At 66.3% G+C, this 13,579-nt stretch carries 9 protein-coding genes and 2 pseudogenes; 2 read left to right on the top strand and 9 right to left on the bottom strand.

What is annotated here, in order from left to right:
* Positions 1 to 185: 185 nt before the first annotated feature.
* The gene (locus SLG_RS06020; protein WP_041392756.1) at positions 186 to 1,988 is read right to left on the bottom strand and encodes an ABC transporter ATP-binding protein; all 1,803 of its coding nucleotides are present in this window, start codon (positions 1,986 to 1,988) and stop codon (positions 186 to 188) included.
* A gap of 390 nt (positions 1,989 to 2,378) precedes the next feature.
* Here SLG_RS06020 and SLG_RS06015 point away from each other — a divergent pair, with 390 nt between their 5' ends.
* Both SLG_RS06015 and SLG_RS06010 read left to right on the top strand, forming a co-directional pair.
* Complete coding sequence (locus SLG_RS06015) at positions 2,379 to 4,487, top strand: PQQ-dependent dehydrogenase, methanol/ethanol family (RefSeq protein ID WP_014075555.1); 2,109 nt, start codon at positions 2,379 to 2,381, stop codon at positions 4,485 to 4,487.
* Positions 4,484 to 4,741: a hypothetical protein gene (locus SLG_RS06010; protein ID WP_148276511.1), complete on the top strand. Its 258-nt coding sequence runs from the start codon at positions 4,484 to 4,486 to the stop codon at positions 4,739 to 4,741. The genes SLG_RS06015 and SLG_RS06010 overlap by 4 nt, the downstream gene beginning before the upstream one ends.
* 198 nt (positions 4,742 to 4,939) lie before the next feature.
* Here the strand turns inward: SLG_RS06010 and SLG_RS22455 are convergent.
* The 8 genes and pseudogenes from SLG_RS22455 to SLG_RS05975 form a co-directional block, all read right to left on the bottom strand.
* Positions 4,940 to 5,044, bottom strand: a pseudogene (locus tag SLG_RS22455) (PEPxxWA-CTERM sorting domain-containing protein); the annotation flags it as partial.
* A gap of 63 nt (positions 5,045 to 5,107) precedes the next feature.
* A pseudogene (locus SLG_RS22125) lies at positions 5,108 to 5,923 on the bottom strand (SdiA-regulated domain-containing protein); the annotation flags it as partial.
* Positions 5,924 to 6,232: 309 nt separating this feature from the next.
* The gene (locus tag SLG_RS06000; RefSeq protein WP_014075552.1) at positions 6,233 to 8,359 is read right to left on the bottom strand and encodes a PQQ-dependent dehydrogenase, methanol/ethanol family; all 2,127 of its coding nucleotides are present in this window, start codon (positions 8,357 to 8,359) and stop codon (positions 6,233 to 6,235) included.
* Between the two features lie 4 nt (positions 8,360 to 8,363).
* Positions 8,364 to 9,158, bottom strand: a complete 795-nt coding sequence (locus SLG_RS05995) for a nuclear transport factor 2 family protein (RefSeq protein WP_014075551.1) — start codon at positions 9,156 to 9,158, stop codon at positions 8,364 to 8,366.
* Complete coding sequence (locus SLG_RS20290) at positions 9,155 to 9,958, bottom strand: nuclear transport factor 2 family protein (RefSeq protein ID WP_014075550.1); 804 nt, start codon at positions 9,956 to 9,958, stop codon at positions 9,155 to 9,157. The genes SLG_RS05995 and SLG_RS20290 overlap by 4 nt, the downstream gene beginning before the upstream one ends.
* Entirely contained in the window at positions 9,955 to 10,674 is a 720-nt protein-coding gene (locus SLG_RS05985; RefSeq protein WP_014075549.1) for a nuclear transport factor 2 family protein, read from the bottom strand. The genes SLG_RS20290 and SLG_RS05985 overlap by 4 nt, the downstream gene beginning before the upstream one ends.
* Positions 10,671 to 12,467 carry a hypothetical protein gene (locus SLG_RS20825; RefSeq protein ID WP_014075548.1) on the bottom strand — a complete coding sequence of 599 codons (1,797 nt, stop codon included), beginning with the start codon at positions 12,465 to 12,467 and terminating at the stop codon, positions 10,671 to 10,673. Before SLG_RS20825 ends, SLG_RS05985 begins: the two co-directional genes overlap by 4 nt.
* Entirely contained in the window at positions 12,464 to 13,498 is a 1,035-nt protein-coding gene (locus SLG_RS05975) for a hypothetical protein (protein WP_148276510.1), read from the bottom strand. The genes SLG_RS20825 and SLG_RS05975 overlap by 4 nt, the downstream gene beginning before the upstream one ends.
* Between the last annotated feature and the right edge of the window lie 81 nt (positions 13,499 to 13,579).

Genomic DNA, 13,579 nt, shown 5'->3' with positions numbered 1-13,579 from the left:
CGCCCTGCGGGGAGAGGCGTGGGCGGGCCAAGGCAAGCGAAAAGCTCACTCCCGCTGGCTTGCCCCTTCCCCTCCCGGCTGCGCTTGGGGCGCGGCGTGAGGCAGAAGAATACGGACACTTTCCTGACCCGCCTGCGCCATCCCGCCCCGGCACCGCCAAGCCGGCGCAGGAACGCCCTCCACTACTACCCAGCCTCGCCGATCAGAACCGGCTCGGCGGCGCCAGACTGATGTTCGAACAGACGGCGATACTGGCCGCCTTCCAGTCGGAGCAGCGCCTCATGCGTGCCATCCTCGACGATCCGCCCAGCATCGAACACCACGATCCGGTCCAGCGCGCGCACGGTGGAGAGGCGGTGCGCGATGACGATCGCCGTACGCCCGGCCATCAGCCGCTGGATCGCATCCTGGATCAGGACTTCCGATTCCGAATCGAGACTGGAGGTCGCCTCGTCGAGGATCAGGATCGGCGCGTCGGCCAGGAAGGCACGGGCCAGCGCCACGCGCTGCCGCTCGCCGCCCGAGAGCTTCACGCCCCGTTCGCCGACCAGCGTGCGATAGCCGCGCGGCAGACGCGCGACGAAGCCATGCGCATTGGCGAGTTCCGCAGCCCACTCGATGTCCGCCATCGTCGCGTCCGGCCGGCCATAAGCGATGTTCTCTGCCAGCGTGCGGTGGAACAGGATGGGCTCCTGCGCCACGATGGCGATGTTGCGCCGCAGGCTCGCCTGCGTGACGGCACGCACATCCTGCCCGTCGATCAGCACGCGCCCGTCCGTCACGTCATAGAGGCGCTGCACCAGCTTGACGAACGTCGTCTTGCCAGAGCCCGAGCGGCCGACCAGCCCCACGCGCTGCCCCGCCGGAATGGTGATATCCAGCGCCTCGTAAAGCGGCTTTTCATGCCCGCCATAGCGGAAAGTCACCCGATCGAAGCGGATCTCGCCCCGCTCCACCCGGATGGGCTGCGCGCCCGCGCGATCCTCGATGCCCAGCGGCTCGTCATGCATGCGCACCAGTTCCTCCATGTCGTTCACCGAGCGCTGGAGATGCGTGACGTGCTGGCCGATGTCGCGCAGATAGCCGTGGATGACGAGATAGGTGGTGAGCACGTAGATGATGTCCCCGGTGGTCGCCTCGCCCCGCCACCAGAGCCACAGCGCCCCGCCCGTCACCGTGGCGCGCACCATCCAGAGCAGCGCGGTCTGCACGGCATTGCCGACCGTCCCGAAGATCCAGGTCCGCCGGGTGCGCTGCCGCCACTTGCCGACCACCTGCGCCACGCGCGCATCCTCGCGCTGCTCGGCGCCGAAGCCCTTCACCACGCTGTTCGCGCCGATGGAATCGGCCAGCATGCCGCCAAGCGCCGTATCCCAGCGATTGGACAGCGTAGCCGCCGGCGCGACGATCCGCGTCGAGAACCAGACGACGAAGCCGATATAGACCGCCGAGCCCAGCGCCATGGCGAGCCCCAGCACCGGCCAGTGCCACGCCAGCAGCGCCATCGTGCCGCCAAGCACGAGCAGCGCCGGGAACAGGCCGAGCAGCAGCACGTCATCCAGCAGATCGAGCGCCCACATGCCGCGCGTGATCTTGCGCACGACCGAGCCGGAGAAGCTGTTCGCATGCCAGTCGGTCGAGAAGCGCTGGACGCGCTGGAACGCCTCGTTGCCGATATCCTGCATGACGCGCAGAGTAAGGCCGATGATGCCGAAGATGGCGGCGCGGCCGAAGACGACCGGCCCGAGCGCCAGCGCCGTCATGGCGAGGAAGGCCTGCAATGCCTCGGCCCGGCCGGCGACGCCCTTCTGCAGGGCATCGGTCAGCCGGCCGGCGAACAGCGGCACCAGCATCTCCGCCGCCGTGCTGATGACCAGCACGACCATGATGAAGGCGACCCAGCCCTTGTGCCGGGCCCAGTGCCTGAAAGTGAAACCGAGGCCGAGACGGATCGCGTCCGCGCGGCGCGTTGCGCGTGGGTTGGTCATGACGATGATGCAGGCACGCGGCGGGCGTGCCATCCCCTTATGGTGCTGAAAAGATCACGAAGGCGGCGGCAGGAAAGCCACCGGAACGAGCGTCAGGCCTTGCCGGGCCCGCGTCGGGAGCTGCGCATGTGCATGGACGGATTAGCCATCAATTGCCCTCCCTGGCTGGCGTGATCGATAGGGCTGGATAACCCGAATCGCCGCAAGCGTCAATTCGCCCTCGCAGGTGCAACATGGCGGGTGGTGGCCGGAGTGCCAGCAGGGTCAAGGGGTCCGTCCGTCACGGGCAAGGCCGGACCGTTGGCAGCGCCGCCGGGCTGCGGCATAGCCGGGGAGCTGCCGTGCGAGGTCTTGCCCGGTCCGCCGGCGGCCGCGCGAAGGGGAGAGGACATGACGCATCGCCTGATCGGAGCACTGGCCGTGGCGGCCCTGCTCGGCACCACGGCCTATCAGGCCAGCGCCGGCGGACGAGCCGGCGCCGGGACTGTTGGGCAGGGCATCGACCATGACCGCATGGTGAACGCCGATGCGCATCCCGGCCAGTGGGCCAGCTACAGCCGGACATGGGACGAGCAGCGCTACAGCCCGCTCGACCAGATCAACGACGGCAATGCGCAGGATCTGGGCCTCGCCTGGTATGACGATCTGGAGACCTATCGCGGCGTGCAGGCAAGCCCGCTGGTCATCGACGGCGTGCTCTACAACGAGACGATCTTCAACGTCGTTACGGCCTATGACGCCAGGACCGGCCGCAAGCTCTGGACCTACGACCCCGGGGTGGGCAAGGAATGGGCGGGCCTCGCCTGCTGCGGCCCCTCCTCGCGCGGGATCGCGGCGTGGGGCAACAGCATCATCATCGGCGCGCTCGACGGGCGGCTGATCGCCATCGACAGACACAGCGGCAAGGAGATCTGGTCCGCCCAGACATTCGACCGCAAGGACCAGTATTCGATCACCGGCGCCCCGCGCGTGTATGATGGCAAGGTCATCATCGGCAATGGCGGCGCGGACTATGGCTCGCGCGGCTTCGTCGTTGCTTATGACGCGGCAACCGGCAAGCGGCTGTGGAAATTCTACATCGTGCCGACGGACCCGGCAAAGGGCCCGGACGGGGAGGCCTCGGACAGCGCGATGAGGATCGCCCAGCCGACATGGCACGGCAAGTTCTGGGAAGCGGGCGGCGGCGGCAATGCGTGGGACAGCTTCGCTTATGATCCCAAGCTCAACCTCGTCTACATCGGCACCGGCAACGGCAGCCCGCACATGTGGCATTTCCGCAGCGAGGGGAAAGGCGACAACCTGTTCCTCTGCTCCATCGTCGCGGTCGATGCGACCACCGGTGCCTATAAATGGCACTACCAGATGGTGCCGGAGGAGGACTGGGACTATACCTGCACTCAGCCGATGGTGCTCGCGGACCTGAAGATCAAGGGACGCACGCGGCAGGTCATCATGCAGGCGCCCAAGAACGGCTTCTTCTATGTGCTGGACCGGGGCACGGGCCAACTGATCTCGGCGAAGTCCTATGTCTCGGTGAACACATGGGCCAGCCATGTCGACATGAAGACCGGGCGCCCGGCGGTGCTGCCTACCGCCCATAACACCACCACCCCGCACCTCATGAACCCGAGCTGGATGGCCGCCCACACCTGGCACCCGATGAGCTACAGCCCGAAGACCGGGCTCGTCTATCTCTCCGCGCAGGAACAGGCCGCGATCTATGCGCGGGCGGAGGACGGCCAGTATCGTTATGTGAAAGGCCGCAACAATACCGGGCAGGACCATGCCAGCCAGCCCGAGCTGCGCAAGACACTGATGGAGGAGGCCCTCGCCAGCGAGAAGGGCTATCTGCTCGCCTGGGACCCGGTGAAGCAGCGCGAGGCCTGGCGCGTGAGCTATCCCATGCCCGGCTCAGGCGGCGTGCTGACCACGGCGGGCAACATCCTGGTGCAGGGGACGATCAACCGGACGCTCGCCATCTACCGCGCCGACAATGGCCGCAAGCTCTGGGAAATGAACATCGATCAGGCGCCGGTGGCGGGCGCGATCACTTACATGGTCGATGGCGAGCAATATATCGCGATCAATGCCGGATGGGGCGGCTCACCGGTCTACAATCTCAACCGGGACGGGCCCTTCCGCTTCGCCACCGCCAAGCTGATGGTCTTCAAGCTCGGCGCGAAGGGCGTCACGCTGCCGCCAATGCCTCCCGCGACGCAGGATGCCTATCTCCCCCGCGAGCGCATCCCCGCCGACGTCGCCGCGCGTGGCGCCACGCTCTACGGCGAGAGCTGCAACCGCTGCCATGGCGACAACGCGACCGGCGGCATCAAGGACCTGCGCAAGATGAACAAGGAGGCGCATGACAGCTTCCTGGACATCGTGCTCAGGGGGACCCGCCTCCACAATGGCATGCCAAGCTTCGAGGGCGTGCTGACCGAAGCGCAGGCGAAGGACATCCACGGCTACCTCATCACCCGGGCGCAGGAGGACTGGTGAGGGGATGGGGTGCGGGTTTGGACGGGGGCGCCATCCGCATCAAGGCCGCCTTGCGCGATCGGCGCTCGATCTCCGGTCCGGTAGACGAAGGCCGCTACAAGGGCCGCTGGCGGGTCGAGGCCATGTTCTTCCGTCTCAAGGACTTCCGCCGCATGGCCGCCGGTTATGCCAGGCTCGCCAGGAACATCCCGTCAGCTGTGAGCCCCGCGCGGCGCGGCGGCGCGACAGGCCCCGAGCCTGTTGAAACAGGGTGAGATCGACGGGCCGTCTTTCGGCTACCGCGTGGTGGCGGCACAGGCGAGCGCTCCCCCGGCTCAACGCGCTCCACCTCATCGAGGTCAGTCTGGTCACGCAGGCGATGCAACCCCTGGGACGAGTGCATGCGATGGAATGAAGACGGGGAGAAGCCTGCGCTTCTCCCCGTCCTGGAAGTTCTATAGCCTGGCGGCGCTTCAGGCGAAGCGGACCGTGGCGCGCGGCCGGCGCAGGCCGGCGCCGACGAGGCCGAAGCCCGCCATCATGAGGGCCCAGGTGGCGGGCTCCGGAACGGCTGGCGACGGCGCATTATACTGCAGCTTCACGATGTAGGACTGGTTGAGCCCGTCGCCATCATCGCTGACGAGGTAGATATTGCCATCCAGGTCGAGGGTGATGCCCTCGAACTTGCCGCCCTCGCCCTCGGGATCGATCAGCGCATTGAAGTCGGAGAGCGAGAAGGTGCCGAGCACTTCACCGGTCAGGTTGACCTCCAGGATCATCTGCGAGGTGCCGCTGAGGATCAGCAGATTCTCGCCAGCGCTGGTGCCGGCGAAGATGCCATTGGACAGCACAGCGACGTCCTGCAGGGACTCAAGGCCGAGTGCGCTGACGTCGAAGGGATTGGTGACCGTGGCCGCCTCCGCATCCCAGTCGACATTGGCGACGCTGTAGAGGAGTTGCGAATTGCGCTCCTTCACGCCGAAATATTCGCCGGTGATGCTGTTATAGGCGATGCCCTCGAGGCCGCTATTGCCGGCATTGGAGCCGACGTCGATCTGCGGCGCGACGGCGATGGAGGTATATTCGCGGTCACCGTCCATGCTGTCGCTGGTGATGCGATAGATGTCCTGCGGACGCTCCGCGGCCATGACATAGCTGTTGTTGCCGATATAGGTCAGGCCTTCGGGGTCGCACCGCCGGCCATCATAGGTGGTCTCGCAGCCCCGGACCGTGATCGTCGCCAGGAAATTGCCGCTCATGTCATATTCGCCGAACCTGGCGTAGTAGGTGCCGTCACCGTTGTTTGTTTCCTCGTCATTCGTGACCATCAGCCGGTTCTGATCCCAGTTATAGGCGATCGCGCTCGCTTCCCGCGTCGCGATTGGCGTCGCCCAGCCGACGCTGTAGGAATTCAGGATGCTGGCGGCATTGGCGGAAACAGCCGTGCAAGCGAGCATGACCGCGCAGCCACGCAGAAAAACAGTGTTCATAGCATTTCCCCACTTCGGTTCGAATCCAGATCACCCGTCCCACAGGATGGAAGCGACCGGGGAGGGTGTATGCCAATTCGGCATGACGCTCCGGTTACGGATTTATTAACCATTAAATTGAGAGCGAACGGTCCCGAACGGGGCGGCATCCTGCATAGGCCGGCGGCGGAACAAGGCGCGGCAATTCGGGCAGCGGGGGCGGTGGATAAGTATATTTAGTAAACCGGCACCGCAATTCGGCAGTTTTTCAACACCGCCTACCCCCCCGCCCCGCCGTCAGTGCGGGCCGGTGCCGTCGGTGCTGCGGCCCCAGTCCTCGTGGGCGCGGGCGATCACATAAGCGTGGATCGCTTCCACGTCGTCCGGCTTCAGGAGATCGGCGAAGCTGGCCATGCCCTTGTCGGCATAGATGCCCTTGAGCACGATGTCGGCGAACAGCTTGTGCGTCTCGGCGGTCATGCGGCGCAGGTCCTTGACGCCGCCGATCGCCTGCTGGCCGTGGCAGACCTGGCAGGTTTCGGCGAAGAGGCGGGCGCCACGCGCGATGGTTTCCTCGCTGGCGGTGGAACGCGGGGGCTCGGGCGCCTTGTCCTCGGCCTTGACGGGCGGGAGGACGACATTGCCGTCCAGCCGGAACACCAGCAGCCGCGCGGCCGCCCGGGGCAGCTCGATGCCGCCGGCGCGCTCGATCTGTGCGGCGCCGCCGCCCCAGCCGGCATTCACCGCGACATATTGCACGCCATCCAGCATATACGTGATCGGACCTGAGACAGGCGCGCTCTGCACCGGCATTTCCCAGAGCGTCCGCCCCGTCTTCGCATCGAAGGCAGCGAAGGTCTGCTTCGTCGTCCCCTCGAAGACGAGATCGCCCGAGACGAGCACGCCGCCATTGCCATGGCGCGGCAGCGGAACGCGCCATGCCTCCTTCTGCGCCACCGGGTCCCAGGCGAGGAGGAAGGTCTTCTCCATCGCCACGACCTGCTTCATCAGCTCGGTGCGCTTCTTGAGCGCCTCGCCGGTATAGCCGCCCCAGCCCGCATTGGAGCGGAAGGGCTTGGGCTTGAAGTCCGGATCCAGCGCATAGACCATCGCGGATTCGTAGATCGGGAAATAAGCGAGCTTCGTGCGCGGGCTGAAGGCCATGGGGAACCAGTTGTGCCCGCCGCCTGGCCCCGGCATCACCAGCACCGGATCGGTGCCGAAATGCGCCTGCGGATTGATCTTCGGCCGGCCGGTCTTCATGTCGATGCCGCTGGCCCAGTTGACCGGCACGAAGGGTTCGGCGGAGATCAGCGCGCCGGTCTTGCGATCCAGCACGTAGAAGAAGCCGTTCTTGGGCGCCTGCATGATGACCTGCCGCGTGCGACCCTTGATCTTCAGGTCCGCCGAGATCATCGACATGGTGCAGGTATAGTCCCAGTCCTCCTCCGGCACCATCTGGTAGTGCCACTTGTACTTGCCCGTCGTCGCATCGAGCGCGACGATGGAGCAGATGAAGAGATTGTCGCCCTTGCTCGCGCTGCGGTGATGCCAGGCGAGCGGCGAGCCGTTGCCCGTGCCGATATAGACGAGGTTGAGCTTGGGATCGTAAGCGATGCTGTCCCACGCATTGGCGCCGCCACCCAGCTTCCAGTAGTCGCCTGCCCAGGTCTTGCGGATCATTGCCATGATGTCGTCGGACGCCTCGCCGTCCGGCCCCTTCGCCGGATCGCCGGGGGTGAGGAAGAATTTCCAGAGCTTGCGGCCGGTATCCGCATCCCATGCGGAGACGAAGCCGCGAATGCCCAGATCTCCGCCGCTGTTGCCCACCACCACCTTGCCGTCGAACACGCGGGGTGCGCCGGTAATGGAATAGGGCATGTCGTCCGGCGTGGTCTGCACGGACCAGACGGGCTTGCCGCTGCGCGCGTCCAGCCCGATCAGCCGCCCGTCCAGCGTGGCGATGATGATCTTGCCGTTCCACATGGCAAGGCCGCGCGCGACAGGCTCGCAGCAGGCATAGCGGCCATATTCGCGCGGCACCTCCGGGTCGTAGGTCCACAGCCTCTTGCCGGTGCGCGCGTCATAGGCGACCGTCACGTTCCACGGCAGGATGTTGTAGAGCACGCCATCGGCATAAAGCGGCGTCGCCTCGACCCCGCGATAGGTATCGAGATCGTCATACCAGGCAATGCCGAGCCGGCTCACATTGCCGGGATTGATCTGATCGAGCGGACTGAAGCGCTGGGCGCTGTAGGTCCGCCCGTCATGCAGCCAGTCCGTGCCGTCCTTCTCCTGCGCGGCCATGCGGGCACTGTCCACCGCGGCCGGGCCGCGCACATCCTGCGCACCGGCAAGGCTCAGGCTGCCAAGCACCAGCATCGCGGCGCCGGCCGACAGGACCGGACGCGTCCATCGCTTCATGCGCTCATTCCTTCGGGGGCTGGCCGATCGGCTGCGTGCCGTCCACGACACGGCCGGTCCGGCTCCATTGCTCCTGCGCCGCCGACCCCGGCACGCCGGCATGGGCGCCGATGTCCGACTTGAGGATCGGGAAGGCCTTGCCCGACACCGGATTGGGATAATGGAACGGGATGATGTAATAGGAGGGATAGGTCAGGTAGACCGTGGAAGGCGGCAGATCCGGCGGCGGATCGAACTTGTCCGGCCAGGTATTGTTCATGGCCCATTTGCCCCAGCCATCCCAGCTCGTGTACATGGTAAACGGCCCGGACAGACGGCTGATCTTCCAGACGCCATTTTCCTTGCGATACTCGTTCTCGTAGAGCGGCAGGCCCCAGCCGCCATTGCTCATCACAAAGGCGCGGGCGCGGATCCAGCCGGTCTTCCCGTCCTCGGAAATGTCCGGGATGGGCTGGAACTGCATGTGATTGGCAAGCGAGCCCTTCTTCACGCCGTCCGGCCCGAAGGCGGTCTGCATATATTCGAGCACGCGGGGCTTGCCCAGGAACAGGCCCTTGCCGCCGATCTCCAGCGTGGCATCGTCCGCGAACAGCTCCGAAAGCGGCGTCCACTGGCTCTTGTCCACGAAATAGCCATAAGTGCGCTGCAAGCGCTCGATGGCGTTCATGTCCTCCAGCCGGGTGATGCGCTTGTCCAGTGCGGCAAGCTGCTCCTCGGCGGACTGGGCCAGCGCGGGCGCTGCCGCCAGCAGTGACGGGCCGGCCAGCAGCGCGGCGATAAAATGCGTGCGGATGCTCATTGTTGCCTCATCCCCTTCGATGCGCTGCTCTCCTTCAGCTTCTGGCTGTCCATCCCCTTGTCCGGGCGGCCGACGATGTCGTCCCCGGCGAGCGGCAGGTCCGCGAGCGACTGGCCGGTGACCGGATGCCTGAAGCTGAAGGGCGGCAGATAGGCGTTCGGGAACGAGCGATAGACGTCGGTCGGCGGCCGGTCCGGCGGAAAGAGCGCGCTCGGCCCTTCCATCTGGATGGCATATTTCGCGAAGCCGAGATCATAATCGGTCAGCGCCGTCATGAAGAAATGCACCTTGGCGAATTTCCAGACGCCGCCTTCCTTCACATAGTCATTCTCGTAGATGCCCACGCCCCATTTGCCGTTCTGTCCCGGCTCGGAAAGCATGACCATGCCTTGCCAGCGGCCGGTCGCGGTCTTCCCGTCCGGCGCGACGACGACGATGGGCTGAAGCATCATGTGATTGTTGAGGCGCCCCGCGCCCAACCCCTGCGGGCCGAACAGCAGCATCGCCTGCCGGATGCGCGCCGGGCCGACATAGACGCCGCGCTGGCCATATTCGAAACTGCCCTTCGCAGCGAACAGGGCGGATGCCTGGTCCCAGAGCCCCTTGTCGAAATAATAGCCGAAATTGCCCTGCAGATTCTCGATCGCGTCCTGGTCCTCCAGCAGCGTGACCCGCTGCTTGTAGGCCGCGAGCTTGCCGCGGACATCCCCGCCGCCCTGCGCCGACGCGGCCGCCGGCAAGGCGAGGATGGTCGCGAGGCCGAGGAGCATGGCTCCCTTCATGGCGATGCGGGCGCTCATTTCGCGGTCTCCGGGGCAGATTGGCCGGTGACGGGCCGGCCGGTGACGGGATTGGGGGCATGGAAGGGCGGGAGCTGCGGCTCCGGGAAACCCCGCGCGCGCACGGTCGATGGCCGGTCGGGCGGCATCTTCCGGCTCGCCTCGCTGCGCACCAGCCCCTCGCCCGGCTGCAAGCGCGCCCAGCCCTTCTCGTAAGGCACCACGAAATTGACGTGGAGATGCAGCGCGCGGATCTTCCAGACGCCATCCTCCTTCACATAGTCATTCTCGTAGATACCGTCGCGCCATTCGGCATGTTTCTTGTGCTGGCCAAGCATGCCCAGGTCACGCCAGCGCGCGCGGGCACTGCGCCCGTCCGCCGCGACATCGACGACCGGCTGGAGCGTCACCCACTCGTTGAGCTGGCCGTAGACCAGCCCGTCCTGCCCGCCGTGCAGGGCCTTCAGATAATCGCGAATGCGCGCCTTGCCGGCATAGACGCCGTCCATGCCGATCTCGATCGTGCCGTCGTCCGTGAACAGGTCGGCCGCGTCCTGCCACAGGCCGCGATCGACATAATAGCCAAAGGCGCGCTGGAGCTTCTTGACCGCGCGCGCGCCTTCGAGCTTCTGGACGCGCAGGGTCAGCGCCGCGATCTCGGCATCGGTCGATTGCGCCTGCGCCGGTGCGCCCACGAGCAAGGCCGCGCCGGCCAGCGCGAAGAGCGCCGCCCTCACCGTATGCCTCCCAGCGGCACGGCCCGCAGCGCGAATTCGCCGGGATCCTGCCCCTTCAGCTTGGGATCGAACAGGAAACGCCCCTTGCTCTCGATGGCATAGGCCGTGTCGCCGATATGCGTGACGCCGGGCACACCGTCCATGCCGTCCCTCAGCACTTTCATGGTCACATCATCCCCCTCGATGGTCAGCAGGCTGATCCGGCCGCCCGGCCCTTCCGCCTGCAGGAAGCGGTTGCCACCGATCGGGCGCAGCCCGTCCGGCCCGTCGAGCGGCTGCGAGACGTTGAGCTTCGTGAGGCTCGCGAAACTGCCGTCCGCCCTGCGATTGACGCGCAGCATGGTGTTCTGGCGGACATTGTTCACATAGAGCGTGCCGTCCTCACTGAACGCGATGCCGTCCACGCCCTCGAGCAGCGCCTTGTCCTCGACCAGCAGCGAGACCGCCTTGCCGCCGGGGCTGAGCGTGAAGATGCGCCCGTTGGTCGTCTCCGCGATGAAGGCGGTGCCGTCCTTCGCGATGGCGATGTCGTTGCAGGCGCTGGCCGGCGCGGGCATCTCGTAGCGCTGCCGGAACGCGCCGCTGCGAAGATCGAACGCGACGAGCGCGGAGACCTCGCCCGCCTTGCCCATCGGCACCGAGCAGGCCCAGAGCGTGTTCGTCTTCTCGTCGACAAGGACGCCGAGCACGGCCGCAAGCTTGTTCACCCCGTCCGGGCGAATCCAGGCGATGGCGCGATCGGCACCGGGCAGCGCGCGGTAGATATTGCCCTTGAAGCTGCTGATGTAGAGATTGCCGGCGGCGTCCGCCGTCGCATTCTCCGGGAACACGCCGGTATCGTCGATCACGACATCGGGCGGCAGCGGCTTGTTGAAGGGCGCGGCAGTCAGATAGGGCACTTCGTTGGCGATCGTCTCCAGCCGGGCGATCCGGCCGTTCTCGATGCGGAAGACGCTCACGAAGCCGACGGTGCGCGGATATTTCGCTTCCGCCGGATAGGTCTTGCCGTCTTTCGCGGTGAAGCTGAGCGTCGCGCCGGGCAGGTCGCGATAGCCGATCGCGGCGACCAGCCCCTTCGCTTCGTCCACCGCCACCACCTCATGGCGAACCGCTTCCAGCTCGCCGTAGAGGCCGCGCCGCAGCGCCGCTTCGCAGGAAGCGTCGCCGCCCTTCCCCGCAGGCAGATTGCCCGTCATGGCGACGCCATTCTCGATGAGCGTGCAGCCCCTGTCGAAGCCGGGGATGGCGGAGGCGCCATTGGCTTCGACGGCATCGAAATAGGCGTCGACCAGTGCGATCATCTTGCCGCGCGGCAAGCGTGCCTTCGCCGGGAGAGCAGCGGAAAAGGCGCGGTCCGGCGCATAAGCCAGCGGATCGCCGAAGGGCTGGCGCCCTTCCTTGCGGCGGATGACCGACTGGACCGCCGCGATTTTGCCGTCCTTCACTTTCATGTCCATGGCATAGAAGCCGGGCTGTCCATGATCGTCGATCATGCCGGCCCAGACCACATGGCCGGTGCGGCTGTCCGCCACCACCAGCGGGGCGCGGCTGCGGCTCTTGATCGTCACCCACGAGCTTTCGCCGATGCGCACGCGGGTGCTGTTCTCGGCATAGCCCACGCGCCCGGCCCATGGCAGGCCCCTGGGATCGCTGCGAGTCATCGCATCCATGAAATCATTGGCGAGGCCGGTGAGGCAGGCCTCGTCGCACGCCTTCCCCTGCGCCTGCGCGGCGGCGGGCGGGAAGGTAACGACACAAAGCGCGACAGCGGCGCGCAGCAGGAGCCGGCTCATTCGCCCACCTCCCCATGCGCGCGGCCCGTGGCCCACGGATTGTGCGTGAAATAGGGCACATAAGTGAAGACGGCCTCGATCCGCTGAATCTCCCCGTTCTTCACCCGGAACGCCTCGATGAGGCTGATGGAATTGGGCCATTTGAGCGCTGTCTTCATTTCCATGCCGTTGGTGAGCAGATAGCGGTCCCGCTCATTGTCATGATCGAAGAAGCCGGTCGCCACCACGACGCCGCGCTCCTCGTCCACGATGGGGAAGCGCCGCTCGCGGATGCGCTTGTTGATGCGGTAGATGCCGAGCTTGAACTGTTCGAGGCAACCCGAGGCGATGGCGGCGGCATTGCCATTGCGCTCGCCCGGCGCTGCCGAGGGGCCCTTGCCGGGCGCGGTCGTGCTGATGCCGTTCTCCAGCCGGCCGCAATCCTCGCTGAACGGCGCGAAGACCATGCCGTCATTGAGCTCGACCGTGTTGAAATAGCTCTGCGCCACCGCGATCAGCCGCTGGCGGGGCCGCCGCTGCTCGGGCGGCAGGACATTCTCGAACTCGGGATCATGCTCCACCTTGTCGGGATCGCCGAAGGGCGCCGGCAGGCCGGTCTTGCGATGAACCACCGTCTCGACCTCGCTGATCGCGCCATCATCGACCTTGAGGCGCATCGCGTAATAAGCCGGCTCGCCATGCTCCCAGACCACGCCGAACCAGGCGGCCTGGCGCGTCAGCGGATCGGCGACCTCCAGGGCGTTCGGGGCGACCTTGCTGATCGAGCTCCACAGGCCTTTGCCGATCGGCACGAGGGCATTGTTCTCGGTGAAGCGCACGTCCGGTGCGAAGCGGACGGCCGCCGGATCGCGCTTGGCCAGCGCTGCCATATAGCCGCGCACATGGCCGATGAGGCAGGCGCGATCGCATGTCGGGATGTTGACGGCACTCGGCTCGCCCGGCGCCTGCGCGGCGACCGGCAGCCCGCCAAGGACCGCCACGCCCGCCGTCGCCAGCAAGCGCATAGGCCAACGGTAAATCTGGTGTCGCACGGATTCCCCTCCTGTCTCGCCCCTCGCGTGCCCGGTCCGGTTGCAGATGGCCGGGCTATGAGGATGAATGGGCGCAGCATA

This window comes from Sphingobium sp. SYK-6 (assembly GCF_000283515.1).
In the GTDB taxonomy this organism is placed as follows: Bacteria; Pseudomonadota; Alphaproteobacteria; order Sphingomonadales; family Sphingomonadaceae; genus Sphingobium; species Sphingobium lignivorans.
This window is presented reverse-complemented; position numbering and strand designations above follow the sequence as displayed.

Excerpts from the sequence above, each read along its gene's own strand:
- SLG_RS06020 (WP_041392756.1), bottom strand. The coding sequence starts at position 1,988 with ATGACCAACCCACGCGCAACGCGCCGCGCGGACGCGATCCGTCTCGGC.
- SLG_RS06015 (WP_014075555.1), top strand. The coding sequence starts at position 2,379 with ATGACGCATCGCCTGATCGGAGCACTGGCCGTGGCGGCCCTGCTCGGC.
- SLG_RS06000 (WP_014075552.1), bottom strand. The coding sequence starts at position 8,359 with ATGAAGCGATGGACGCGTCCGGTCCTGTCGGCCGGCGCCGCGATGCTG.
- SLG_RS05995 (WP_014075551.1), bottom strand. The coding sequence starts at position 9,158 with ATGAGCATCCGCACGCATTTTATCGCCGCGCTGCTGGCCGGCCCGTCA.
- SLG_RS20290 (WP_014075550.1), bottom strand. The coding sequence starts at position 9,958 with ATGAGCGCCCGCATCGCCATGAAGGGAGCCATGCTCCTCGGCCTCGCG.
- SLG_RS20825 (WP_014075548.1), bottom strand. The coding sequence starts at position 12,467 with ATGAGCCGGCTCCTGCTGCGCGCCGCTGTCGCGCTTTGTGTCGTTACC.